This is a genomic window from Enterobacter sp. 18A13 (assembly GCF_007035975.1).
Classification (GTDB): Bacteria; Pseudomonadota; Gammaproteobacteria; order Enterobacterales; family Enterobacteriaceae; genus Enterobacter; species Enterobacter vonholyi.
Window position 1 is genome coordinate 1,910,587 of sequence record NZ_AP019634.1, and the last position, 24,163, is coordinate 1,934,749.

19 protein-coding genes and 1 other RNA gene are annotated in these 24,163 nt (G+C 58.0%); 11 read left to right on the forward strand and 9 right to left on the reverse strand.

The annotated features are described in order from the left end of the window. The first annotated feature begins 13 nt into the window (after positions 1-13). The 5 genes from FOY93_RS09425 to selO all read left to right on the forward strand — a co-directional run bounded on the left by FOY93_RS09425 (position 14) and on the right by selO (position 4,374). Entirely contained in the window at positions 14-565 is a 552-nt protein-coding gene (locus tag FOY93_RS09425; protein WP_111965614.1) for a glutathione peroxidase, read from the forward strand. Further along, complete coding sequence (btuD, locus tag FOY93_RS09430; protein ID WP_127730480.1) at positions 565-1,320, forward strand: vitamin B12 ABC transporter ATP-binding protein BtuD; 756 nt, start codon at positions 565-567, stop codon at positions 1,318-1,320. Before FOY93_RS09425 ends, btuD begins: the two co-directional genes overlap by 1 nt. 74 nt (positions 1,321-1,394) lie before the next feature. Then, positions 1,395-1,859, forward strand: a complete 465-nt coding sequence (locus FOY93_RS09435) for a C40 family peptidase (RefSeq protein ID WP_111965616.1) — start codon at positions 1,395-1,397, stop codon at positions 1,857-1,859. Between the two features lie 294 nt (positions 1,860-2,153). After that, positions 2,154-2,870 carry an EAL domain-containing protein gene (locus tag FOY93_RS09440; protein ID WP_136194716.1) on the forward strand — a complete coding sequence of 239 codons (717 nt, stop codon included), beginning with the start codon at positions 2,154-2,156 and terminating at the stop codon, positions 2,868-2,870. 61 nt (positions 2,871-2,931) lie between these two features. Further along, positions 2,932-4,374, forward strand: coding sequence for a protein adenylyltransferase SelO (selO, locus tag FOY93_RS09445; protein ID WP_143345000.1), 1,443 nt, complete (start codon positions 2,932-2,934; stop codon positions 4,372-4,374). Positions 4,375-4,418: 44 nt separating this feature from the next. Here the strand turns inward: selO and FOY93_RS09450 are convergent, their stop codons facing one another. Genes FOY93_RS09450 through FOY93_RS09470 form a run of 5 tightly spaced genes read right to left on the reverse strand, consistent with a single transcriptional unit; the run spans position 4,419 to position 9,193 of the window. Then, positions 4,419-5,189, reverse strand: a complete 771-nt coding sequence (locus FOY93_RS09450) for a 3-hydroxybutyrate dehydrogenase (protein ID WP_136194717.1) — start codon at positions 5,187-5,189, stop codon at positions 4,419-4,421. Between the two features lie 10 nt (positions 5,190-5,199). Then, a complete protein-coding gene (locus FOY93_RS09455) occupies positions 5,200-6,591 on the reverse strand; it encodes a GntP family permease (protein WP_136194718.1) in 1,392 nt (463 codons plus the stop codon). 44 nt (positions 6,592-6,635) lie between these two features. Continuing rightward, on the reverse strand, positions 6,636-7,817 hold the full coding sequence (locus FOY93_RS09460) for an acetyl-CoA C-acetyltransferase (RefSeq protein ID WP_136194719.1): 1,182 nt from the start codon (positions 7,815-7,817) through the stop codon (positions 6,636-6,638). A 9-nt stretch (positions 7,818-7,826) separates the two neighbouring features. Continuing rightward, the gene (locus FOY93_RS09465; protein WP_115874834.1) at positions 7,827-8,483 is read right to left on the reverse strand and encodes a CoA transferase subunit B; all 657 of its coding nucleotides are present in this window, start codon (positions 8,481-8,483) and stop codon (positions 7,827-7,829) included. 2 nt (positions 8,484-8,485) lie between these two features. Beyond that, positions 8,486-9,193, reverse strand: coding sequence for a CoA transferase subunit A (locus FOY93_RS09470; RefSeq protein ID WP_133294219.1), 708 nt, complete (start codon positions 9,191-9,193; stop codon positions 8,486-8,488). 140 nt (positions 9,194-9,333) lie between these two features. On the opposite strand from FOY93_RS09470, the gene FOY93_RS09475 reads away from it, so the two are divergent. Next, positions 9,334-10,236 (forward strand): LysR family transcriptional regulator, encoded by a 903-nt coding sequence (locus tag FOY93_RS09475; protein WP_168708000.1) that lies wholly within the window; start codon positions 9,334-9,336, stop codon positions 10,234-10,236. 19 nt (positions 10,237-10,255) lie between these two features. On the opposite strand, the gene aroH is transcribed toward FOY93_RS09475, so the two are convergent. Together aroH and ppsR are read right to left on the reverse strand one after the other, a co-directional pair. Then, positions 10,256-11,302 (reverse strand): 3-deoxy-7-phosphoheptulonate synthase AroH, encoded by a 1,047-nt coding sequence (aroH, locus tag FOY93_RS09480; protein ID WP_008500645.1) that lies wholly within the window; start codon positions 11,300-11,302, stop codon positions 10,256-10,258. Between the two features lie 152 nt (positions 11,303-11,454). Next, positions 11,455-12,288, reverse strand: coding sequence for a posphoenolpyruvate synthetase regulatory kinase/phosphorylase PpsR (ppsR, locus tag FOY93_RS09485; RefSeq protein WP_023311315.1), 834 nt, complete (start codon positions 12,286-12,288; stop codon positions 11,455-11,457). A gap of 335 nt (positions 12,289-12,623) precedes the next feature. Between ppsR and ppsA the strand changes: the two genes are divergently transcribed. From ppsA to FOY93_RS09500, 3 genes are all read left to right on the forward strand, one after another. Further along, positions 12,624-15,002 carry a phosphoenolpyruvate synthase gene (gene ppsA / locus FOY93_RS09490; protein ID WP_023311316.1) on the forward strand — a complete coding sequence of 793 codons (2,379 nt, stop codon included), beginning with the start codon at positions 12,624-12,626 and terminating at the stop codon, positions 15,000-15,002. Between the two features lie 233 nt (positions 15,003-15,235). Beyond that, entirely contained in the window at positions 15,236-16,636 is a 1,401-nt protein-coding gene (locus FOY93_RS09495; protein WP_143345001.1) for an MFS transporter, read from the forward strand. 3 nt (positions 16,637-16,639) lie between these two features. Further along, positions 16,640-19,015 carry a glycoside hydrolase family 3 N-terminal domain-containing protein gene (locus FOY93_RS09500; protein ID WP_143345002.1) on the forward strand — a complete coding sequence of 792 codons (2,376 nt, stop codon included), beginning with the start codon at positions 16,640-16,642 and terminating at the stop codon, positions 19,013-19,015. Positions 19,016-19,020: 5 nt separating this feature from the next. Here FOY93_RS09500 and rprA read toward each other — a convergent pair. Then, positions 19,021-19,128: antisense sRNA RprA (gene rprA, locus FOY93_RS09505), an RNA gene on the reverse strand. Between the two features lie 208 nt (positions 19,129-19,336). Further along, the gene (gene ydiK, locus FOY93_RS09510; RefSeq protein WP_045910283.1) at positions 19,337-20,452 is read right to left on the reverse strand and encodes an AI-2E family transporter YdiK; all 1,116 of its coding nucleotides are present in this window, start codon (positions 20,450-20,452) and stop codon (positions 19,337-19,339) included. A gap of 199 nt (positions 20,453-20,651) precedes the next feature. On the opposite strand from ydiK, the gene ydiJ reads away from it, so the two are divergent. Both ydiJ and menI read left to right on the forward strand, forming a co-directional pair. Beyond that, on the forward strand, positions 20,652-23,708 hold the full coding sequence (gene ydiJ, locus FOY93_RS09515; RefSeq protein WP_143345003.1) for a D-2-hydroxyglutarate dehydrogenase YdiJ: 3,057 nt from the start codon (positions 20,652-20,654) through the stop codon (positions 23,706-23,708). Continuing rightward, a complete protein-coding gene (gene menI / locus FOY93_RS09520) occupies positions 23,705-24,115 on the forward strand; it encodes a 1,4-dihydroxy-2-naphthoyl-CoA hydrolase (RefSeq protein WP_023311321.1) in 411 nt (136 codons plus the stop codon). The genes ydiJ and menI overlap by 4 nt, the downstream gene beginning before the upstream one ends. Positions 24,116-24,163 lie beyond the last annotated feature (48 nt).

A 24,163-nucleotide genomic window follows, 5' to 3' on the forward strand; every position in this document is an offset into this window, starting at 1 on the left:
CTGAGGAAATGCTATGCAGTCAGATATCCTGAATACTGAAGTGACCACCATTGATGGCGATAAAACCACGCTGGAACGCTACAAAGGCAACGTGCTGCTTATCGTCAACGTGGCGTCCAAATGTGGCCTGACGCCGCAGTACGAGCAGCTGGAAAATATTCAGAAGGCCTGGGAGAAAGACGGTTTTACCGTGCTGGGCTTCCCGTGCAACCAGTTCCTGGGCCAGGAGCCGGGCAGCGAAGAAGAGATTAAAACCTTCTGCAGCACCACCTATGGCGTGACGTTCCCGATGTTCAGCAAAATCGATGTCAATGGCGAAGACCGCCATCCGCTGTATGCGAAGCTGATCGCTGCCGCGCCGAAGGCCGTTGCGCCAGAAGGGAGCGGTTTTTATGAACGCATGGCCAGCAAAGGCCGCGCGCCGCTTTACCCGGACGATATCCTGTGGAATTTTGAAAAATTCCTGATTGGTCGCGATGGCCAGGTCGTTCAGCGTTTTTCGCCCGATATGACACCAGAAGATCCGATCGTCATGGAATCGATCAAGCTGGCGCTGGCGAAATAATGTCTTTGCTGATGCAGCTCATGGACGTTGCCGAGAGGGGACGTCTTGAGCCGATGACCGGCGCCGTCAATGCGGGAGAAATCCTGCATCTTGTCGGGCCGAACGGCGCAGGAAAGAGCACGCTGCTGGCACGGATGGCAGGCATGACTGACGGAGAAGGGCAGATAACGCTGCTTGAGCATACGCTCGCCGACTGGTCACCGGTCTCGCTGGCGCATCGGCGCAGTTACCTCGTGCAGCAGCAGGTGCCGCCCTTTGCGATGCCGGTCTGGCATTATCTGATGCTGCATTTGCACGACAAACAACATACGGCACTGCTGACTGACGTGGCCGCGGCCCTCGGGCTGGAAGATAAACTATCCCGGCACGCCAGCCAGCTTTCCGGCGGAGAGTGGCAGCGGGTGCGACTGGCGGCTGTCATCCTTCAGATCCACCCGGCAGGCAATCCTCACGGGCGGATGCTGCTTCTCGATGAACCCATGAGCGGTCTGGATGTGGCGCAGCAGGCAGCACTGGATACGCTTTTAAGCGCCCTGAGCCGACAAGGCATTGCCGTGGTGATGAGCAGTCATGACCTCAACCACACGCTGCGTCATGCCCACCGGGTGTGGCTACTGTCGCAGGGAAAGATGGTCGCCAGCGGTACGCGGGATCAGGTGCTTACGCCGCCCCATCTTGCCCGCGCATACAACATGTCGTTCCGAAGGCTGGATATAGAGGGACATAAGATGCTGATTTCTACCGGGCAAACGTAACCGTTTCTTGCCTCTTAGCACAATTGCACGCTAAATTACGAAAAGAACAAAAAAAGCAGAGGATTCGTCTGAAAATGCGATTCTGGTTTATCCTGATGGCCGCACTCTTTCTTGCGGGATGCAGTAGCCATCGTGCGCCGCCGCCTAACCCACGGCTTTCAGATTCGATCACCGTCATTGCCAGCCTCAACGACCAGCTGAGCAACTGGCGCGGTACGCCTTATCGCTACGGTGGCATGAGCCGCGGCGGCGTAGATTGCTCCGGCTTCGTTCTGATGACGTTTCGCGACAAGTTTGATTTACAGCTTCCTCGCGAAACGCGCAAGCAGGCCGAAATTGGTACTGAAATTGATAAAGACGATCTACTGCCCGGGGACCTGGTTTTCTTCAAAACCGGCTCGGGTGAAAGTGGTCTGCACGTGGGCATTTATGATACAGACAATCAGTTCATTCACGCCTCGACCAGCCGCGGCGTGATGCGTTCTTCTCTTGATAATGTTTACTGGCGTAAAAATTTCTGGCAGGCACGACGTATATAGTCTTTGTCAGAAACTTCTCTTATGACGGCATGGTAACTAATAAATCATGCCGTTTTTTCTCAAATAAGATGCTTAAAGTTAAATTTATCTAAAATTATCGAATCCTGCATATGTCTGTTTTATCTAAAACTGGCTATTATTTTGCAACCAGGATAAAATTATTTTAGATTCAGGGATAAATCTGAAAATAAATACGGAACTAATGAAATTAATCTTATTAAAATCAAGACAGTGGAATTGTGTCGGCAATTGCTCCAGGATGTCCTCTCTCATCTGTAATGCGGAGCGAGTGCAATGATTATTACGCTAGATAATGCTTACCAGTCTGAACTGCTGCTTCTGCCCGCCCGTAATAGCGCAGGGGAGCTTAAAGGTTTAGAGGTTCTGGTTAACTTTACTGGCGTCGGCAGCGATGTGAGGATCCCCACTGAACTCGTTATCCCTCGGCTTTCAGCAGCTGAAGAGTTAGTGCTTTTTAACGAAAAACTGCAATTGCTTGATACTTGTAAACTGTTTTTTATTCAGCATCAGTTAATTGCATGGATCAATATTACACCTGCAATAGTTGAATTTTTATTAAGTAATGGAAACGCTGTTTCAATTTTTGAGCGTTATCCGTTTCTTGAGTTTACTGTTAATGAGAATTATCCAGGTTTAAATAACGGCAAGGACGATCTGCAGCTGGCGAGAATGGCAATCCATTTCCCGTTGGTGCTGGCAAACTTTGGCGCAGGCGCCGCCTCGCTCAAAGCTGTCTATGATGGATTATTTAAACGGGTTATCCTCGATAAAGGATTCATTCAGCAGCGCGCACCGGAGCTCTCTTTTGAGCCTTTTATGCGCGCCATCCTCTGGCAAATCACACCGCATTGCCAGTCAGTGATCGTCTCGGGCATTGACGATCACAGCCTGTTGCAACGCGTGTTGTCCTTCAATTTTGGCGCCATGCAGGGCGCACTTTGGCCAGCCGTCTCTGCCGAGCACGTTACAACGCTGGTTCAGCAGCGATAACCCTTGCTTTCGCCCGTGTTTAACTCCGGGTAAACCCTCTACACTAAAAGCAGGAGGACCTATGACCCTGTCTTTTACTGCTCAATGGCATGACGAGTTGCCCGGCTTTTACACCGCACTCAAACCAACACCGTTACAAAATTCACGCCTTATCTGGCATAACGATTTGCTGGCAGAAGAACTGGCCATTCCGCCTGAGCTGTTTCAGCGTTCAGAGGGCGCTGGCGTCTGGGGAGGCGAAACGTTACTCGCCGGAATGCAACCACTGGCCCAGGTTTATAGCGGACATCAGTTTGGCGTCTGGGCGGGTCAACTGGGCGACGGCAGGGGGATCCTGCTCGGTGAACAACGGCTTCCCAACGGGGAGACGGTTGACTGGCACCTGAAAGGCGCGGGCCTGACGCCCTATTCGCGAATGGGCGACGGGCGTGCGGTTCTGCGTTCAACGATCCGCGAATGCCTGGGCTCCGAAGCGATGCATGCCCTGGGGATCCCCACCACCCGCGCGCTGTCGATCGTTACCAGCGATACGCCGGTTGTGCGCGAAACCGTGGAAAAGGGCGCAATGCTGATGCGTATCGCGCAAAGCCATCTGCGCTTCGGTCATTTTGAGCACTTTTACTATCGTCGCGAGCCGGAAAAGGTGCGCCAGCTGGCAGACTTTGCCATTCGCCACCACTGGGCGCATCTGATGGACGAGGCGGATAAATACGTGCTCTGGTTCAGGGATGTGGTGGCCCGTACCGCAACCCTGATTGCCCGCTGGCAAACGGTAGGCTTTGCCCATGGCGTGATGAATACGGACAACATGTCGCTTCTCGGGTTGACCTTCGACTACGGCCCGTTTGGTTTCCTGGACGATTATCAGCCGGGGTATATCTGCAACCACTCCGACTATCAGGGGCGCTACAGTTTTGACAATCAGCCCGCGGTGGGCCTGTGGAACCTGCAGCGGCATGCGCAAACCCTGTCGCCGTTTATCGACGTTGATGCCCTGAATGATGCGCTCGACAGCTATCAGGACATATTACTGCGGGAATATGGCACGCTGATGCGCAACAAGCTGGGGCTGGTGACGCAGGAGAGGGGCGATAACGACATCCTCAATGGCCTGTTTGCCCTGATGGCGCGCGAGGGCAGCGATTATACGCGCACCTTCCGGATGCTGGGGCAGACGGAGCAGCACAGCGCCGCCTCGCCGCTGCGCGATGAGTTTATTGACAGACAGGCGTTTGACGACTGGTTTGCATCGTACCGCGCGCGGCTGCAGCAGGAAGAGGTAGATGATGCGACTCGCCAGACGCAGATGAACGCCACGAACCCCGCAATGGTGTTGCGCAACTGGCTGGCGCAGCGGGCGATTGAGCAGGCGGAGCAGGGCGAGTACGACGAGTTACACCGTCTGCACGTGGCGCTGCGCACGCCGTTTGCCGACCGGGATGATGATTACGTCAGCCGCCCGCCTGACTGGGGCAAGCGGCTGGAGGTCAGTTGCTCAAGCTAGAGATTTTTTGCCGGGAGGCGGCTTCGCCTTATCCGGCCTGAACGTCACTGCGCGACCCAGCCGCCATCCATATTCCACGCGGCGCCGCGAACGTTAACGGCGCTGTCGCTGCACAAAAACAGCGCCAGTTCGCCCAGCTGCTCCGGGGTAACAAACTCGCCCGAAGGCTGTTTCTCCGCCAGAAGCTGTTCCCGAGCCTGCTCCGGCGGAATGCCGTCGGCGATACGCTTGTCGATTTGCTGTTGCACCAGCGGCGTCAGTACCCAGCCGGGACAGATCGTATTGGCGGTAATGCCGGTGCGCGCGGTTTCCAGCGCCAGCGATTTCGTAAAGCCCACTACGCCATGCTTGGCAGCCACGTAGGCCGACTTCTCTTTTGACGCGACCAGCCCGTGAACGGAGGCGATATTAATGATGCGCCCCCAGTTTTTCTCGCGCATGGCAGGCAGCGCCAGCCGGCTGGTGTGAAACACCGACGAGAGGTTAATGGCGATAATGTCGTTCCATTTCTCTACCGGAAACGCGTCAACCGGCGCCACGTGCTGTATGCCCGCGTTGTTGACAAGAATGTCCACGCCGCCAAACTGCGATTCGGCATAGCGCATCATGGCTTCAATTTGCAGCACGTCACGCAGGTCCGCATCGTGATAGCCCGGCTTTTTGCCCAGGTGCGCAATAGCTTCTCTTGCTGAGTCGCTATCGCCGAAACCGTTGAGGATAAGCTGCGCCCCGGCCTTCGCCAGTACGCGGGCGATCCCAAGGCCAATGCCGCTGGTCGAGCCGGTGACCAGGGCGGTTTTACCGTTCAGATTCATCTTTCTCTCCTTACACAATGCCGGTCAGATAAAACACGGCAATGACAAAAAGCACTGCCAGACTTTTAATGATAGTGATAGCGAAAATGCCGCCGTAGGCCTGGCGATGGCTCAGGCCTGTAATCGCCAGCAGGGTAATCACCGCGCCGTTATGGGGAAGGGTATCCATCCCCCCGCTCGCCATTGACGCCACGCGGTGCAACACCTCTAGCGGGATATTGGCGGCATGGGCGGCGGCAATAAACGTGTCGGACATAGCGGCGAGTGCAATACTCATCCCGCCGGACGCCGAGCCGGTGATCCCAGCGAGAACGGTCACGCTGATGGCTTCATTCAGCAGCGGATTCGGAATAGCCGCCAGCGCGTGGGATAACACCAGAAAACCGGGCAGGGCGGCGATAACCGCGCCGAAACCGTACTCCGAGGCGGTATTCATCGCCGCAAGAATGGCGCCGCTCACCGCCGTCCGGCTGCCTTCCGCCAGGCGCCCCTGGATATTGCGAAAGCCAAAAATCAGCACCAGCAAAATACCGGCGATCAGCGCCACTTCCACGGCCCAGATGGCGGTGATCTTGCCCACCTCGGTCACAATCGGTTTCGCCAGACCGGGCAGGGTCAGCTCGTGGGTCGTGCCGTACCAGACGGGGATCCAGCGGGTAAACAGCAGGTTCAGTATGCCCACCACCAGCAGCGGGGCGATGGCAATCAGCGGATGCGGAAGGTTAATGTTGTCCGGCGTTTCCGGTTCATTTTTCAGATCCGTGCCGTAACCTTCATTGTTATTGAACGCCTTACGACGCTGGCGCTCCAGCCAGAGCAGGCCAAAGACGATAATAAACAGAGAGCCGATAAGCCCCAGCCACGGTGCGGCCCAGGCGTTGGTACCAAAGAAGCTTGTGGGGATGATGTTCTGGATCTGCGGCGTACCGGGCAGGGCATCCATGGTAAACGAGAAGGCCCCGAGCGCCACGGTGGCCGGGATCAGCCGTTTAGGGATGCCGCTCTGGCGGAACAGTTCGGCGGCAAACGGATAAACCGCAAATGCCACCACGAACAGCGACACGCCGCCGTAGGTTAACAGCGCGCACACCAGAACAATCACCGGGATGGCGTGGCGACGGCCCAGGATCTGAATCGCGGCGGCGACGATGGAGCGCGAGAAGCCGGAAAGCTCAATCAGTTTGCCAAACACCGCCCCCAGCAGGAACACCGGGAAGTAGAGCTTGACGAAGCCCACCATCTTTTCCATGAACAGGCCGGTAAAGGTCGGGCCGACGGCGCCCGGGTCGGTCAGCAGTACGGCACCGAGCGCCGCAATCGGCGCAAACAAAATCACGCTATATCCGCGATAGGCCGCCAGCATCAGCAGCCCCAGCGCCGCCAGGGCAATTAACACGCTCATTACGACTCCTCACTTTAATTATTATTCGGGTACCAACGAGATGCTTAACGTTCAACGGTGAGGGCGATGCCTTGCCCGCCGCCTACGCACAGGGTGACGAGTCCTTTTTTAACATCACGGCGCTGCATTTCGTGCAGCAGCGTCACGAGGATGCGGCAGCCGGAGGCGCCAATCGGATGACCCAGGGCGATAGCGCCACCGTTAACGTTCACCTTTCGCTCATCCCAGCCGAGCTGCTTGCCCACCGCCAGCGCCTGCGCGGCAAAGGCTTCATTGGCTTCAATGAGGTCCACGTCATCGAGCGTCCAGCCCGCTCGTGCCAGCGCGATCTGGCAGGCGCAAACCGGACCGATGCCCATCACCGACGGATCAACGCCCGTCACGGCGTAACTCACGATGCGGCCCAGGATCGGCAGTCCGCTCGCCCGTGCGTTTTCGCCGCTCATCAGCAGCACCGCAGCGGCACCGTCGTTGAGCGTGGAGGCATTTCCGGCCGTGACCGTGCCTTCCTCCTGCAAAAAGGCGGGGCGCAGCTGCGCAAGCTGCTCGGCGGTGGTGCCTGGCCGGGGCTGCTCGTCACGGCTGACAATAAGCGGAGGCTTTTTACCCTGTTTCACCGTCACCGGCGCAATCTCCGGGTCAAAACGACCCGCTTCGGCGGCGGAAGCCGCTTTCTGCTGCGACCGGGCAGCGAAGGCGTCCTGCTCTTCGCGGGAAACGCCAAACTGCCGGGCGACGTTTTCAGCGGTGATCCCCATGTGGTAATCGTTGAACGCATCCCACAGGCCGTCCGTAATCATGCTGTCCTGCAGGCCCGTATGGCCAAAACGCAGCCCTGAACGCGCGCCGTCCAGTAGATAGGGGGCGTTGCTCATGCTCTCCTGACCGCCTGCGATAATCGCGTCCGCGTCGCCGCATCGGATCGCCTGCGCGGCGAGCTGCACCGCTTTCAAGCCCGCGCCGCACACCAGGTTGACCGTAGTCGCCGGCGTGCTGACGGGTAACCCGGCGGCGATGGCCGTCTGACGCGCAGGGTTTTGCCCGCATCCCGCCGTCAGCACCTGGCCGAAAATCACCTCGTCTATCGTCTCTGCTGGAAGACCGCTGCTTTCAAGCAGACGATGAACCGCGACGGCTCCCAGCTCGGCCGCAGAGAGGGGCGCGAGCGATCCGCGAAAACTGCCAATGGGGGTTCGCGTGGCCCCGACAATCATGACCTCTTTCATGGTGAGTCCTCAGCTAAAGCGCATCTCGCGAACGTCGTCCGCCACAATCATTTTTCCGGCCGTCTTAGCCGCTATTTCGTCGATACTGACGCCGGGGGCGTATTCCCGCAGGATGAACGCGCCGTCCTCTATCTCCAGCAACGCGAGGTCGGTTAAGACCCGGCGGATACAGCCCGCCCCCGTGAGCGGCAGCGTGCAGCGCGACAGCAGCTTTGACTCGCCGCTTTTCGACGCGTGGGTCATCACCACAATGATGTTCTGCGCTCCGGCGACGAGATCCATCGCGCCGCCCATACCCTTCACCATCTTTCCGGGGATCATCCACGAGGCGATATTGCCTTCGACATCCACCTCAAACGCGCCCAGCACCGTCAGGTCAACATGGCCGCCACGGATCATGGCAAACGACTGGGCCGAGTCGAAAATGGCCGCGCCTGTCCGTGCGGTCACGGTCTGTTTACCGGCGTTGATCATGTCCGCATCAAGGCTCTGTTCGTCAGGAAACGCGCCCATCCCCAGCAGTCCGTTTTCCGACTGAAGCATCACGTCCATTCCTTCCGGAATGTAGTTCGCCACCAGGGTAGGAATACCGATCCCCAGGTTGACGTAATATCCGTCCCGCAGCTCGCGGGCGACGCGCATGGCCATCTGTTCACGGGTTAACATCGTCACACTCCTTCCGCGCGCAGGGTGCGCTGTTCAATACGTTTTTCAAACTGGCCGACAATCAGCCTGTCGACGTAAATGCCCGGGGTATGAATGGCCGACGGGGGCAGCTCGCCCGGGGGAACAATCTCTTCCACCTCGACGACCGTTATCCGGCCCGCCGTTGCCATCAGCGGATTAAAATTTTGCGCAGTATGCCGGTAGACGACGTTGCCGTACCAGTCCGCTTTCCAGCCCTTGATCAGCGCGAAATCACCGGTAATGGCCTCTTCGAGGATGTAGTGCTTACCGGCAAACTGGCGCACGTCTTTGCCGGTAGCCACGGGCGTGCCGTAGCCGGTGGCCGTGTAAAATGCCGGGATACCCGCACCGCCCGCGCGCACCTTTTCCGCCAGCGTGCCCTGAGGCGTGAGTTCAATCTCCAGTTTGCCGCTCAGCACCTGCTGCTCGAACAGCGCGTTTTCGCCGACGTAAGAAGCCACCACCTTACGCACCTGCCGCGTCTCAAGCAGAAGCCCAAGACCGAAGCCGTCCACGCCGCAGTTGTTTGATACCACCGTCAGATCTTTCACCTGACGGCGTCTGACCTCTGCTATCAGGTTCTCCGGAATACCGCACAGGCCGAAGCCGCCCGCCAGCAAAGTCATTCCGTCCGTCAGCCCATCCAGCGCCTGCGCATAGCTGTCGACGCGCTTATCCAGTCCCGCCATCGTCATTCCTCCTCTTAACCGTGGCGGTATCATTAGGGGCGGCGACTCATTTGTTAATTTTGAATTTGTGACCCACTCATTTGGTTTTTTTATTAATTTCCTGTTAACTAAATTTTTTCAATTAGTTAACAAGGTGAAAAATGAGAATGAGTGTCAAACAGTTACGCGCGTTTTTAGCGGTAGCTCACACTCTCAATTTCGCGCACGCCAGCGAACGGCTGAATCTTTCCCAGCCGGCCCTGAGCCTGACGATTAAAGCGCTGGAGGACGCGCTCGGCGGACCGCTGCTGCAGCGGAGCACGCGCAAGGTCGCGCTGACGCAGGAGGGCGAGACGTTTTTGCCGATGGCGCGCCAGCTGCTTGCCGACTGGGATAACGTCGAAGAGGCGATGCACCAGTGCTTTACCCTTCAGCGCGGTAAAATTTCGGTTGCGGCCATGCCGTCGTTTGCCGCGAATGTCCTGCCCGAGGTGCTAAAAGCGTTTCGCGATCGTCATGCCGGGATTAACGTCACCGTGCATGACGTTATCAACGAGCAGGTGATAGAGATGGTGCGGGAAGGGCGCGTGGAGATGGGCATCGCCTTTGAGCCCGCGCCCACGCACAACCTGCTGTTTACCCCGCTGGGTCTCGACCGCTTTGTTGCCATTGTGCCGAAAGATTCCCCGCTGGCAGGCAAAAAGCGCCTGACATGGGAAGCGCTGCTGACGCTGGATTTCATCACCCTGCAGCGCCCCTCAGCGGTACGTCTGATGATGGAGGAGGAGCTGGCGCGAAGCGGCAGAAAGCTGGACGTCGCGCTGGAGAGCCATCAGCTGGTTACGGTCGGGCGAATGGTCGCGAGCGGGCTGGGCGGCAGCGCCGTCCCGGCGCTCTGCGAGGCCCAGATGACGGCGCTGGGCGCGGTCTGTATTCCGCTGGATAACCCGTCGATTGAAAAGTGCATCGGGGCGATCCATCCCGGGCACACGCAGCTCTCTAAAGCGGCGCATGCCCTGCTGGAAACGCTGAAGGATTTTTATCAGCCGGGTCAGGCGGTGTGACCCGGCTGACCCGCATGTTTCAGAAGCGGGTATCTACTGCTGCAGCCAGCTTTTCCAGCAGCAGCTCGCTGTCTTCCCAGCTCAGGCACGGGTCGGTGATCGACTGGCCGTAAACCATCTGCTGTCCGGCAACGATTTTCTGCGTGCCTTCCTTGATGAAGCTCTCGGCCATAATCCCGGCAACGGCGGTCGAGCCGCTGCGGATCTGCTGGCAGATCTCATCGCAGACGTCCAGCTGGCGGCGATGCTGCTTCTGGCAGTTGCCGTGGCTGAAATCCACTACCAGATGTTCCGGCAGGTCGAATTCGGCCAGCGTTTCACAGGCCGCCGCAATATCTTGTGCATGGTAATTGGGTTTCTTCCCGCCGCGCATAATGATGTGCCCGTAAGGGTTACCGCTGGTCTGGTAGATGGTCATATGACCGCTCTTGTCCGGCGACAGGAACATGTGGCTGGCACGGGCAGCGCGGATGGCATCAACCGCAATACGGGTGTTGCCATCGGTCCCGTTTTTAAAGCCGACCGGGCAGGAGAGGGCGGAGGCCATCTCGCGGTGGATTTGGCTTTCGGTGGTGCGTGCGCCAATTGCGCCCCAGCTGATCAGATCGGCGATAAACTGCCCGGTCACCATATCGAGAAACTCGGTCGCCGTCGGCACGCCCAGCTCGTTGACCTGCAAAAGCAGCTTACGCGCCAGCTCGATGCCGTGGTTCACGCGATAGCTGCCGTTGAGGTCAGGATCGGAGATCAGCCCTTTCCAGCCCACCACGGTCCGCGGTTTTTCAAAGTAAGTGCGCATAACAATCTCAAGGCGGTGCTGATACTTATCCCGCAGGCCCTGAAGCCGTTTTGCATAATCCATCGCGGCATCCAGGTCGTGGATGGAGCAGGGACCAATCACCACCAGAAGACGCTTGTCTTCACCATTGAGGATTTTTTCAATGCGGCGGCGGGAGGCCGTCACGTGTTCCGCAACGGCAGCGGAAACAGGATGCCGCTGGGCCAGTTCAGCCGGCGTGACCAGGCTGTCAATGCGCGCAGTGCGGAGTTCATCGGTTTTATTCATGGAATGTCTCAGAAAATTTTTGCTTCATCGGCAGACTACCGGGAAGTGATGGGCATCACCTTAAACCAATCCCTGCTGATTTCAAGTTCGGGGCGACACCGCCCCGTGGTTGCCGATGATGATACCTGAATCTGAGTTAATGTACTAGCATATTAGTACATGCGGCGGTTTAGCCCCATGATGTCGAGAATTTTGGTGGCAATTTCTTCCACCGAATAGTTGGTGCTGTTCAGCCATGGGATCTGATTTTTGCGGTACAGGGCTTCCACTTCGGAGACCTCCATCCGGCACTGGCGCATGGAGGCGTAGCGGCTGTTCTCGCGGCGCTCTTCGCGGATAGCGGCAAGGCGCTCCGGATTAATGGTCAGCCCGAACAGCTTGTGCTGCAGCGGCTTGAGGGCAGCGGGCAGCACCAGGTTATCCATATCGTCAGCGATAAACGGGTAGTTGGCGGCGCGAATGCCGAACTGCATCGCCAGGTAGAGACTCGTCGGGGTTTTGCCGCAGCGCGACACGCCAAGCAGGATCACCTGCGCCTGGTCGAGATTGCGCAGCGAGATACCGTCGTCGTGCGCGAGGGTGTAATCGATGGCGGCAATACGCGCGTCGTACTTGGTCAGGTTGCCGGGGTTCAGCCCGTGGGTACGGTGGGCGATAGGCGTCGGGTCGAGCTTCAGCTCGCTTTGCAGCGGAGCCACCAGCGCCTGCACGATATCCTGGCAGAAGCCTTCACTCTGCAGAATGATGGAGCGAATCTCGGGGATCACGATGGAGTAGAACACCAGCGGGCGGACGCCGGTCTGCTGGTAAATGGCGTCGATCTGGTCCTTTACCGCTTTGGCGCGACTCTCATTTTCGACAAACGGCAGCGTAATGCTGTTGATCGATACGGGAAACTGCGACATCACCGCGTGTCCCAGCACCTCGGCGGTGATCGCCGTACCATCAGAAATATAAAAAACGTGACGATCGACAGCACTATCCATTTTACCCACCCTGAATATCAGACGTAATTGTCTGAAAGCATAAATTAAAAAAGTAATTTACACAGCAAAGAAGTTATCCTAATTATGAATGAAACACTGTTTTTGATTTTCCTGAAAAGTGGATTTCATTTTTCAAATAGCGACTTTATTTTTGGGGTTTCTGGCTGAATATAGAGGAATCATCGGGTTAATCGTTGATGGGAAAGTATCCGAAAAGTTGAAATTTTAAATTGCTTACACGATTCACCGTTTTTTTAGCGGAAATAAATATGCCAGTATAAAAACGTAGTCAGGTGTTACTTACTCCGATCAAATATCACAAAAGGATTGTTTCGATGTCCAACAATGGCTCGTCACCGCTGGTGCTTTGGTATAACCAACTCGGCATGAATGATGTAGACAGAGTTGGGGGCAAAAATGCCTCCCTGGGTGAAATGATTACAAACCTCTCGGGTATGGGTGTCTCCGTACCGAACGGGTTTGCCACCACCGCCGATGCCTTTAACCTGTTTTTAGACCAGAGCGGTGTTAACCAGCGCATTTACGACCTGCTGGATAAAACGGATATTGATGACGTCACCGAGCTTGCCAAAGCCGGGGCGCAGATCCGCCAGTGGATCATCGACACACCTTTCCAGCCGGAACTGGAAAAAGCCATTCACGACGCGTACAACCAGCTCTCCGCTGACGATGCGCAGGCCTCCTTTGCCGTACGTTCCTCTGCGACCGCAGAAGATATGCCGGACGCCTCATTTGCCGGGCAGCAGGAAACCTTCCTGAACGTCCAGGGTTACGATGCGGTGCTGGTGGCGGTGAAGCACGTGTTTGCTTCCCTGTTCAACGACCGTGCCATCTCCTATCGCGTGCATCAGGGCTACGACCATCGCGGCGTGGCGCTCTCCGCTGGCGTACAGCGCATGGTGCGCTCGGACGTGGGCTCATCCGGCGTGATGTTCTCCATTGATACCGAATCCGGCTTCGACCAGGTGGTGTTTATCACCTCCGCGTGGGGCCTGGGTGAGATGGTCGTGCAGGGTGCGGTAAACCCTGACGAATTCTATGTTCATAAGCCTACGCTGGCCGCTGGCCGTCCGGCGGTAGTGCGCCGCACCATGGGTTCAAAGAAAATCCGCATGATCTATGCCCCGACGCAGGAGCATGGCAAGCAGGTTAAAATTGAAGACGTTCCGCAGGAGCAGCGCGACCGCTTCTCCCTGACCGACGCTGAAGTTCAGGAGCTGGCGAAGCAGGCGGTGCAGATTGAAAAACACTACGGCCGTCCGATGGACATCGAATGGGCGAAAGACGGTAACACCGGCAAGCTGTTTATCGTGCAGGCGCGTCCGGAAACCGTTCGCTCTCGCGGTCAGGTGATGGAGCGTTATACGCTGCACGCCCAGGGCAAAATCGTGGCGGAAGGCCGTGCTATCGGTCACCGCATCGGTGCCGGTCCGGTTAAAGTGATCCACGACATCAGCGAGATGAACCGTATTGAGCCAGGCGACGTGCTGGTGACCGACATGACCGATCCGGACTGGGAACCGATCATGAAGAAAGCGGCGGCTATCGTTACCAACCGCGGCGGTCGTACCTGTCACGCGGCGATCATTGCCCGCGAGCTGGGTATTCCTGCGGTTGTCGGCTGCGGTGATGCCACCGAGCGCATGAAGGACGGCCAGAACGTGACCGTTTCCTGTGCCGAAGGCGATACCGGCTATGTGTATGCCGATATCCTCGACTTCAGCGTGAAGAGCTCCAGCGTGGACACTATGCCGGACCTGCCGCTGAAGATCATGATGAACGTCGGCAACCCGGACCGCGCGTTCGACTTCGCCTGCCTGCCGAACGAAGGTGTAGGTCTGGCGCGCCTGGAATTTATCATCAACCGTATGATCGGCGTCCACCCGCGTGCGCTGCTGGAGTTTGACGACCAGGATCCGAAGCTGCAGAACGAAATCCGCGAGATGATGAAAGGCTACGACTCGCCGAAAGAGTTCTACGTCGGCCGTCTGACCGAAGGGATCGCGACGCTCGGCGCCGCTTTCTATCCGAAACGCGTGATTGTGCGTCTGTCTGACTTTAAGTCTAACGAATACGCCAACCTGGTAGGCGGCGAGCGTTACGAGCCGGAAGAAGAGAACCCGATGCTGGGCTTCCGCGGGGCCGGACGCTACGTGTCCGACAGCTTCCGCGACTGTTTCGCGCTGGAGTGCGAGGCGGTGAAGCGCGTGCGCAACGACATGGGGCTGACCAACGTCGAAATCATGATCCCGTTTGTGCGTACCGTCGATCAGGCGAAAGCCGTTGTTGACGAGCTGGCGCGTCAGGGTCTGAAGCGCGGCGAGAACGGGCTGAAGATCATCATGATGTGCGAAATCCCGTCCAACGCCCTGTTGGCCGAGCAGTTCCTGGAACATTTCGACGGCTTCTCTATCGGCTCGAACGACATGACGCAGCTGACGCTGGGTCTGGACCGTGACTCCGGCGTGGTCTCCGAGCTGTTCGATGAGCGTAACGAGGCGGTGAAGGCGCTGCTTTCTATGTCCATTCGCGCGGCGAAGAAGCAGGGCAAATACGTCGGGATTTGCGGTCAGGGTCCATCCGACCATGAAGACTTTGCCGCCTGGCTGATGGAAGAGGGGATCGATAGCCTGTCCCTGAACCCGGATACCGTGGTGCAAACCTGGCTGAGCCTGGCGGAACTGAACAAGTAACGCCACGCTGACCCGAAAAGGCGAGGATATTATTCCTCGCCTTTTTTATTTCATTTGTTATTTGCTCCCCATCACAAATAAAGTAAAAAACTAAATATCATAATTTGCCTGTTAATTTAGACAATTGTTAGCGCGCAACGCGTTGCTAATACTTGAGCCTTACTGCGCATTTCCCTTCAGATGATGCGCAACTGGTTGAAATACGTTTTAACCTGATAAAAAGGCAAATAACAATGACACTTTCCTCTGTATTGCGTACCAAAGATAAAATAGGCTATGGCTTAGGTGATATGGCCAGCGCGCTGGTCTGGCAAACGGCAACGTTATTTCTCGCTTATTTTTATACGGACGTTTTTGGGCTTCCCGCCGCGATTATGGGCACCATGTTTTTAGTGGTGCGCGTGGTCGATGCGTTTGTCGACCCGTGCATTGGCGCGCTGGTTGACCGCACACAGACGCGTCACGGACGTTTCCGTCCCTGGCTGCTGTGGTTCGCCATCCCGTTTGGCGTAAGCTGCCTCATCACCTTCTATGTACCGGACGTGGGGCCGACGGCAAAAATCGTCTATGCCTGCGCGACCTACGCAATTTTAAGCCTGATTTACTCCGCGATTAACGTGCCTTACTGCGCCATGCCCGGCGCGCTGACGCTGGACCCGCGCGAGCGTCATTCTCTGCAGTCGTGGCGTTTTGGCCTGTCGTTTATCGGCGGGTTGATTGTGACGGTTATTGCCCTGCCGCTGGTCTCATTGTTAGGCCAGGGCAACGTGCAGAAAGGCTATTTCTATGCCATGAGCCTGATGGGGCTGCTGGGCATTGTGCTCTTTTTCTGCTGTTTCCTAATGACCCGCGAGCGCTATTCGCCGCGCAATGATACCTCCGGCTCGATGCTCACCGATTTAAAACTGCTGGCCGGAAACAGCCAGTGGCGCATTGTGTTCCTGTTTAATATTTTGCTGTTAACGGCGGTGGTGACGCGCGGTTCCGCCACGATGTATTACGTGAACTATGTGCTGTTGCGCCCGGATCTGGTTTTTGCCTTTATTGTTTCCGGCATGGTGGCCTCCTTAAGCGGCGCATTATTATCTGAACGACTGCTGGGGAAATTTGACCGCGTGCGCGCCTACCAGTGGACGATTATCTCCTTCGTTATCTTCGGCGCGCTGATTTTCTTCCTGCCTCCTTCACAGGTGTGGCTAATCTTTGGCCTTAACATCGTCTTTAGCTTTATTCAAAACCTTACCACGCCGCTGCAGTGGACCATGTTCTCCGATGTGGTCGACTACGAGGAGCATCGCAGCGGCCGCCGCCTGGACGGGCTGGTCTTCTCCACCGCGCTGTTTGCCATCAAATTCGGCCTGGCGCTGGGCGGCGCGGTGGTCGGCTGGGTGCTTGGCATGGTGGATTACGCGCCGGGACAGGCAACCCAGGCGCCAGGCGTTCTCTCGACCATCAACGCGCTGTTCACCCTTATCCCTTGCGCGCTGTTCCTCTGCATGGTCGCGCTGCTTGCCATCTACAAGCTCAACAGCCGGCTGGTTGATTCCATCGCCCGTGAGCTGGCCAGCAAACGTGAGGTCAGACCCGAAGCGGGGCAGCTCAGCCCGGCAACCCCTTCCGCACTACAGGAGTAAAACATGACAGCTATCTATAAGGACGCGGGACGTCCCGTGCACGAGCGCGTCGCCGATTTACTGGCGCGTATGACCCCGGAAGAGAAGTTCGCCCAGATGCATGCGTACTGGCTGATCCTCGATGAAAACGGTAACCACCGCGAGCGCAGCGATCTCAGCGATGAATTCGCCGGCGTGAGCGAGCAGGCAGCGCTAGGCGAACGGTTAAAGCTGGGCGTCGGGCAGATCACCCGTCCGCTCGGTACCCATATCGTTGATGCGAAAACCGGGGTGCGCGCCGCTAACCGCCTGCAGCGCATGATGATGGAAGAGACGCGCCTCGGCATTCCGGCCTTGTTCCATGAAGAGTGTCTGGTGGGGCTGCTGTGCAAAGACGCTACGCTGTTCCCGTCGTCGCTGAACTACGGTTCGACCTGGGATCCTGAACTGGTACAGCGCGCGGCAGAGCAGATCGGTAAAGAGGCGCGATCCGTCGGCTGTCAGCAGGGGCTGGCGCCGGTGCTGGACGTTTCCCGCGACGTGCGCTGGGGGCGAACCGAAGAGACCTTCGGGGAAGATCCGTGGCTGGTGGGCGTGATGGCGACCGCCTACGTGAAAGGCTTACAGGGCGATAATCGCGACCTGCTGGCGACGCTCAAGCACTACGTGGGCCACTCGTTCAGCGAAGGGGCGCGCAACCACGCGCCGGTACACCTGGGGTTCAGCGAGCTGAATGACACCTTCCTGCTGCCGTTTGAAATGGCGGTGAAGCTGGCCAATGCCGGGTCGGTGATGCCCGCCTATCACGATATCGACAATCAGCCGGGGCACAGCGACAGCTTCCTGCTGACTACCGTCCTGCGCGAACAGTGGGGATTCGACGGGATTATTGTCGCGGACTACGGCGGCATCAGCCTGCTGCACCAGCATCACGGGATTTCCCACGATGCGGCGGAATCCGCCGCGCTGGCGTTCAACGCGGGGCTGGACGTTGAGCTGCCGAAAGACGACTGCGCGCGGCATCTGGCAGACGCCGTTGAGCGCGGGCTGATCTCTATGGCGAAAGTGGATGAGATCGTGGCGCGCGTGCTGACGGAAAAATTCCGTCTGGGGCTGTTTGAAAACCCGTACGCGGATGAGAACGGTATCGATCTGCAAAACGACATGACCCGCCAGGTCGCGCGGGAGGTGGCGACGAAATCGCTCACGCTGCTGGAAAATAACGGTATTTTACCCCTCGGCGGTAAGCCCCGCGTGGCGGTGGTGGGGCCGACGGCAGACGATCCGCTGGCGTTACTCAGCGGCTACAGCTTCCCGGTGCATCTGATCATCAGCGATATGGTTGAAGAGACCTCGCAGGTGACGACCCCGCGCGCGGCCCTGAAACACTACCTCGGCGCGTCGCAGGTCCGTTACGCCAAAGGGTGTCACATTATCGAGAAACGGATGGCGGGTGCGCCGGTCTTCCCGGGCGACAGCGGCGGCAAGCCGATGCAGCAGTCGCCGGTGTCGCAGAGTACCGCCCTGATCCCCGAGGCCGTGGACGCGGCGCAGGAGAGTGACGTGGTGGTGGCCTGCGTGGGCGATCTTGCCGGGCTGTTCCAGAGCGGCACCGTGGGGGAAGGTTCCGATACCGATTCCCTGAACCTGCCGGGCGTGCAGCAACAGCTGCTGGAAGCGCTGGTGGCGACGGGCAAACCGGTGATCGTCGTGATGACCGGCGGGCGCCCGTACAACCTTCAGGGGCTGGAGGATAAGGTCGCGGCGCTGCTGGTGGCGTGGGCGCCGGGGCAGGAAGGGGGCTGGGCGATTGCGGACGTGCTAACGGGACGCGCAGAGCCGCAGGGCCGTCTGGTAGTAAGCGTGCCGAAAAGCGCCGGTGCCATGCCGTATTACTACAATCACAAGCTCAAAAGCGGCGGCACGCCGTTTGCGTTCCATTTCGGTTCACGTTATCCGTTTGGCTTCGGCCTCGGCTGGACGACCTTTAGATGGGGCGCAGCCCGCCTCGCCGAAAGCAGCGTGCCGGTTGACGGCGAGGTGACGCTGAGCGTAGATATTGCCAATACCGGGGAACGCAGCGGCAGCGAGGTGGTGCAGGTTTACGTCAGGGATAAGGTCGCCACCCAGGTACGACCTCTTCAGGAGCTGAAAGCCTTCCAGCGCGTCACGCTCTCGCCGGGCGAATCCGCCACGCTCAGCTTTACGCTACCGGTAGAGATGTTCAACTTTACCCGCCGGGACGGGAAGCGCATCGTTGAGCCGGGCGAGTTTGAACTGCAGGTTGGCGCATCGTCGGCGGATATCCGCGAGGCGGTGACGGTCAATGTGTCCGGGGAAACGCGGGTGCTGCCAGCGGAGTGGCGGATGCTCAGTGCCTGTGAGATTAAGCGCACGTAGTCAGGATAAAAAAAAGCCCATCGTGGGAGATGGGCAAAGACTACACACAGCAATTCGTTGTTTCACTCAGGGGATTTCCATGCTTATAAATCAAGGTGTTGATTTATAACCGTGTGCTAATAGTAGGCATGTCATCTTTGAGCGTCGATCGGATTCGTCTCAATAGTTAAAGAGACGTAAAGATTTCTTGAGGTTAAGAGCAGAATGAGTGCATGAATAGCGGGTCTGACCAGTGAGCAACGAACAAATACTTTAGCAGCGTTAAAGTATTGTGAGGGGGAATGTAGGCCGGGTGCGCGTTAGCGCCACCCGGCATAAAACTTAATGCGTGTTTTTCTCTTCCAGCTCTTCCAGTTCGCTCAGGATCACGTCCGGGTCGGTTCCCGGCGGCGGAATTTCATGCACCCAGGCGGAGAACAGACGCCATGTGACGGCGAGCAGCACCGGGCCAATAAACAGGCCGATCATGCCAAAGGCAATCAGTCCGCCAATGACTCCGGAGAGGATCAGGATCAGCGGCAGGTCTGCACCCATGCGGATGAGGATCGGACGAATGACGTTATCCATGGTGCCGACCACGCAGCTCCAGACCAGCAGCACCGTTCCCCACGTGGTGTCACCCGTCCAGTAGAGCCAGATAATACTAGGGACCAGCACCAGCAGCGGTCCCAGTTGCGCAAGACAGGTCATCAGCATGACAACGGTGAACACGGTGGCGTACGGTACGCCGGAAATCGCCAGACCGATACCGCCCAGCACCGCCTGCACCAGCGCGGTCACCACCACGCCCAGCGCAACCGCGCGCACGGCCTGCGCAGCCAGCAGTACCGCAGCGTCACCGCGTTTGCCCGCCAGGCGGGTGGCGAAGTGACGAACGCCTAATGCCACCTGCTCGCCGCGCCAGTAGAGCAGGGCGCTGAAGAGCAGCATCAGGGTACAGTGCATCATAAAGCGGCCGATATGCGCCGCCTGACCCACAAACCAGGTGGTAGTGGTGCCAATATACGGGCGGACTTTTGCCATTAGCGCGCTGCCGCCCATCTCCAGCAGGCTATGCCAGCCGCTGTAGAGCTTGGCGCCCACCACCGGAATGCTGTTCAGCCAGGCGAGATCCGGCAGCGTCAGGTCACCGCTGCTAATGGCGCGAATAACGGGGCCGCTGGAATCCACCAGGCTATTGACCAGCAGAGCAATCGGAATAATAAACAGCAGGAACAGCAGGAGCGTCATGACCAGCACGGCTAACCCGCGGCGGCCGAACAGCAGCTTCTGCAAGCGCAGCAGCAAAGGCCACGTGGCAACGACAACGGTCGCAGCCCACGCGAAGCCGAGAATAAAGGGTTGAACAATCCACAGACACGCAATAATCATGAGGGCCAGAAACAGCACCGACAGCAAAATTTGCGCAACATCCCTGGGCTGGCGAAGATTGACCATAAATGAAACTTTCCTTAAAAGAACGCCAGTACAACTGGCGGGAACGGAAAACCGCGTCTCTTTAATCATTAATGATCTCAGCGGTTTTTGACAGGCGGATTTTGCCTGTAATTCAGCAGAGATTATAAGAAAAAAATGTGATAAAACTTTTAAGATACACGCAAACGATTTCATACAACTCTAATTAGGGTCGACAGTCATGATCCCACAGATTTCTCAGGCACCTGGCGTCGTTCAGCTGGTGCTTAATTTTTTGCAAGCACTGGAGCAACAGGGTTTTACAGGTGATACCGCCACGAACTATGCCGACAGGCTGACGATGGCGACCGATAACAGTATTTACCAACTTCTTCCCGATGCGGTGGTTTTCCCTCGTTCCACGGCCGACGTCGCGCTGATTGCCCGGCTGGCAACGCAGGAGCGCTTTGCCTCTCTGGTCTTTACGCCGCGCGGCGGCGGCACCGGGACCAACGGTCAGGCGCTGAATCAGGGCATCATTGTTGATATGTCGCGCTATATGAACCGCATCATTGAGATCAACCCGGAAGAGGGGTGGGTGCGGGTCGAAGCGGGCGTTATCAAAGATCAGCTTAACCAGTACCTCAAGCCTTACGGTTACTTTTTTGCCCCGGAGCTTTCCACCAGTAACCGCGCGACCCTCGGCGGGATGATCAACACGGATGCCTCCGGTCAGGGCTCGCTGGTCTACGGCAAAACCTCCGATCACGTGCTGGGCGTGCGTGCCGTTCTTCTGGGCGGCGATATTCTCGATACGCAGCCGATGCCGGTCGAACTCGCGGAAACCCTTGGCAAAGATAACACCGCCAGCGGACGCATCTATCGTACCGTACTGGAGCGCTGCCGCGACAACCGCCAGCTTATTCTCGATAAGTTCCCCAAACTGAACCGCTTCCTGACCGGGTACGACCTGCGTCACGTCTTTAACGACGACCTGACCCAGTTTGATTTAACCCGCGTGCTAACCGGTTCCGAAGGGACGCTGGCGTTTATCACCGAGGCGCGGCTGGATATCACCCGCTTGCCGAAGGTGCGTCGTCTGGTGAACGTCAAATATGACTCCTTCGACTCTGCGCTGCGCAATGCGCCGTTTATGGTGCAAGCTAAAGCGCTCTCGGTGGAGACGGTCGACTCCAAAGTGCTCAACCTGGCCCGGGAAGATATTGTCTGGCACTCCGTCAGCGATCTCATTACCGACGTGCCGGATAAAGAGATGCTCGGCCTCAATATCGTGGAGTTCGCCGGCGACGATGCGGCGCTGATTGAGAGCCAGGTCACCACGCTCTGCCAGCGGCTGGATGAGCTGATTGCGCAGGGCGAAGGCGGCGTGATCGGCTGGCAACTCTGTAACGATCTGGCGGGGATTGAGCGTATCTATGCGATGCGTAAAAAAGCCGTGGGCCTGCTCGGCAATGCGAAAGGGGCGGCGAAGCCGATTCCTTTTGCCGAAGATACCTGTGTGCCGCCTGAGCATCTGGCGGATTATATCGTCGAGTTCCGCGCCCTGCTGGACAGCCACGGCCTGAGCTACGGCATGTTTGGCCACGTCGACGCCGGGGTACTGCACGTGCGTCCGGCGCTGGATATGTGCGACCCGCAGCAGGAGATCCTGATGAAGCAGATCTCCGACGATGTGGTGGCCTTAACCGCCAAATACGGCGGCCTGCTCTGGGGGGAGCACGGGAAAGGGTTCCGCGCGGAATACAGCCCGGCATTCTTCGGCGAACAGCTCTACGCGGAGCTGCGCAAGGTGAAGGCGGCCTTCGACCCGCACAACCGCCTCAACCCGGGCAAAATCTGCCCTCCTGAAGGCGTGGACGCGCCAATGCTGCAGGTGGATGCCGTCAAGCGCGGCACGTATGACAGACAGATCCCGATTGCGGTGCGCTCCTCCTGGCGCGGCGCGATGGAGTGTAACGGCAACGGACTGTGCTTTAACTTTGATGTGAAAAGCCCGATGTGTCCGTCGATGAAAATCACCAGCAACCGCATCCACTCGCCGAAAGGGCGGGCGACGCTGGTGCGGGAATGGCTGCGTCTGCTGGCCGATCGCGGGGTGGATCCGCTCAGGCTGGAGCAGCAGCTCCCGGAAAAACGGGCCAGCCTGCGCTCGCTGATTGAGCGCACCCGCAACAGCTGGCATGCGAATAAGGGCGAGTATGATTTCTCCCATGAGGTGAAAGAGGCGATGTCCGGCTGTCTGGCCTGTAAAGCCTGCTCCACCCAGTGCCCGATTAAAATCGACGTGCCGGAATTCCGCTCGCGCTTCCTGCAGCTGTATCACACCCGCTACCTCCGCCCGGTGCGCGACCATCTGGTGGCAACGGTAGAAAGCTACGCGCCGCTGATGGCGCGCGCGCCGAAGACCTTTAACTTCTTTATCAACCAGCCGCTGGTGCGCAAGCTCTCCGAAAAACATATCGGTATGATCGATCTGCCGCTGCTGTCGGTGCCGTCTCTGCAGCGCCAGCTCGTCGGGCACCGTTCGGCGAACATGACCCTGGAGCAGCTGGAGGCACTCACGCCTGAGCAAAGAGCGAAGGTGGTGCTGGTGGTGCAGGATCCGTTTACCAGCTACTACGATGCGCAGGTGGTCGCGGATTTCATCCGCCTGTCGGAAAAGCTGGGGTATCAGCCGGTGGTTCTGCCGTTCTCACCCAACGGCAAGGCGCAGCACATCAAGGGCTTTCTGACGCGCTTTGCAAAGACCGCGCAGAAAACGGCTGACTTCTTAAACCGCGTGGCGCAACTCGGGATACCGATGGTCGGCGTCGATCCGGCGCTGGTGCTTTGCTATCGCGATGAATACAGGCAGACGCTCGGCGACAAGCGCGGTGATTTCAACGTGATGCTGGTGCACGAGTGGCTGCCGGTGGCGCTGGAAGATAAGGCGGTACAGGATGTCAGCGGGGAACCATGGTATCTGTTCGGACACTGCACGGAAGTCACCGCGCTGCCGGGTGCCCCCGCGCAGTGGGCGTCCGTTTTTGCCCGCTTCGGTGCGAAGCTGGAGAGCGTCAACGTAGGCTGCTGCGGGATGGCCGGCACCTACGGACACGAAGTGAAAAACCACGCCAACTCGCTCGGCATCTATGAGCTGTCCTGGCATCAGGCGATGCAGCGTTTGCCGCGAAACCGCTGTCTGGCGACGGGCTACTCCTGCCGCAGCCAGGTAAAACGGGTAGAAGGTAACGGTGTGCGTCACCCATTGCAGGCTTTACTGGAGATAATTGGATGATCTGGAAACGTGCCGTCACGCTGCAGGCGCTGAACGCCATGGGCGAGGGGAATATGGTGGGGCTGCTGGATATCCAGTTCATCCGCATTGGCGACGATGAGATTGAGGCCACCATGCCGGTCGATAGTCGCACCCACCAACCGTTTGGTTTATTGCACGGCGGGGCCTCCGTCGTGCTGGCCGAAACGCTGGGCTCGGTGGCGGGGTATCTCTGTACCGAAGGGGAGCAGAAGGTTGTCGGACTCGAGGTGAATGCTAACCACATTCGCTCGGTGCGCAGCGGGCGCGTGCGCGGTGTATGCCGCGCGCTGCACGCCGGAAGCCGCCATCAGGTGTGGCAGATCGATATTCTCGATGAGCAGGATCGCCTGTGCTGCTCATCGCGGCTGACCACGGCGGTTGTGTAAAGTTTTCAGATGTTTTGCCTTTGGTCAAAAACTAGCCAGCCCGTTGTG

Excerpts from the sequence above, each read along its gene's own strand:
- FOY93_RS09460 (WP_136194719.1), bottom strand. The coding sequence starts at position 7,817 with ATGAAAGAGGTCATGATTGTCGGGGCCACGCGAACCCCCATTGGCAGT.
- btuD (WP_127730480.1), top strand. The coding sequence starts at position 565 with ATGTCTTTGCTGATGCAGCTCATGGACGTTGCCGAGAGGGGACGTCTT.
- FOY93_RS09500 (WP_143345002.1), top strand. The coding sequence starts at position 16,640 with ATGACAGCTATCTATAAGGACGCGGGACGTCCCGTGCACGAGCGCGTC.
- selO (WP_143345000.1), top strand. The coding sequence starts at position 2,932 with ATGACCCTGTCTTTTACTGCTCAATGGCATGACGAGTTGCCCGGCTTT.
- ydiK (WP_045910283.1), bottom strand. The coding sequence starts at position 20,452 with ATGGTCAATCTTCGCCAGCCCAGGGATGTTGCGCAAATTTTGCTGTCG.
- FOY93_RS09425 (WP_111965614.1), top strand. The coding sequence starts at position 14 with ATGCAGTCAGATATCCTGAATACTGAAGTGACCACCATTGATGGCGAT.
- FOY93_RS09450 (WP_136194717.1), bottom strand. The coding sequence starts at position 5,189 with ATGAATCTGAACGGTAAAACCGCCCTGGTCACCGGCTCGACCAGCGGC.
- ppsR (WP_023311315.1), bottom strand. The coding sequence starts at position 12,288 with ATGGATAGTGCTGTCGATCGTCACGTTTTTTATATTTCTGATGGTACG.
- menI (WP_023311321.1), top strand. The coding sequence starts at position 23,705 with ATGATCTGGAAACGTGCCGTCACGCTGCAGGCGCTGAACGCCATGGGC.
- FOY93_RS09475 (WP_168708000.1), top strand. The coding sequence starts at position 9,334 with ATGAGAATGAGTGTCAAACAGTTACGCGCGTTTTTAGCGGTAGCTCAC.
- ydiJ (WP_143345003.1), top strand. The coding sequence starts at position 20,652 with ATGATCCCACAGATTTCTCAGGCACCTGGCGTCGTTCAGCTGGTGCTT.
- FOY93_RS09455 (WP_136194718.1), bottom strand. The coding sequence starts at position 6,591 with ATGAGCGTGTTAATTGCCCTGGCGGCGCTGGGGCTGCTGATGCTGGCG.
- FOY93_RS09495 (WP_143345001.1), top strand. The coding sequence starts at position 15,236 with ATGACACTTTCCTCTGTATTGCGTACCAAAGATAAAATAGGCTATGGC.
- FOY93_RS09435 (WP_111965616.1), top strand. The coding sequence starts at position 1,395 with ATGCGATTCTGGTTTATCCTGATGGCCGCACTCTTTCTTGCGGGATGC.
- aroH (WP_008500645.1), bottom strand. The coding sequence starts at position 11,302 with ATGAATAAAACCGATGAACTCCGCACTGCGCGCATTGACAGCCTGGTC.
- ppsA (WP_023311316.1), top strand. The coding sequence starts at position 12,624 with ATGTCCAACAATGGCTCGTCACCGCTGGTGCTTTGGTATAACCAACTC.
- FOY93_RS09470 (WP_133294219.1), bottom strand. The coding sequence starts at position 9,193 with ATGGCGGGACTGGATAAGCGCGTCGACAGCTATGCGCAGGCGCTGGAT.
- FOY93_RS09465 (WP_115874834.1), bottom strand. The coding sequence starts at position 8,483 with ATGTTAACCCGTGAACAGATGGCCATGCGCGTCGCCCGCGAGCTGCGG.
- FOY93_RS09440 (WP_136194716.1), top strand. The coding sequence starts at position 2,154 with ATGATTATTACGCTAGATAATGCTTACCAGTCTGAACTGCTGCTTCTG.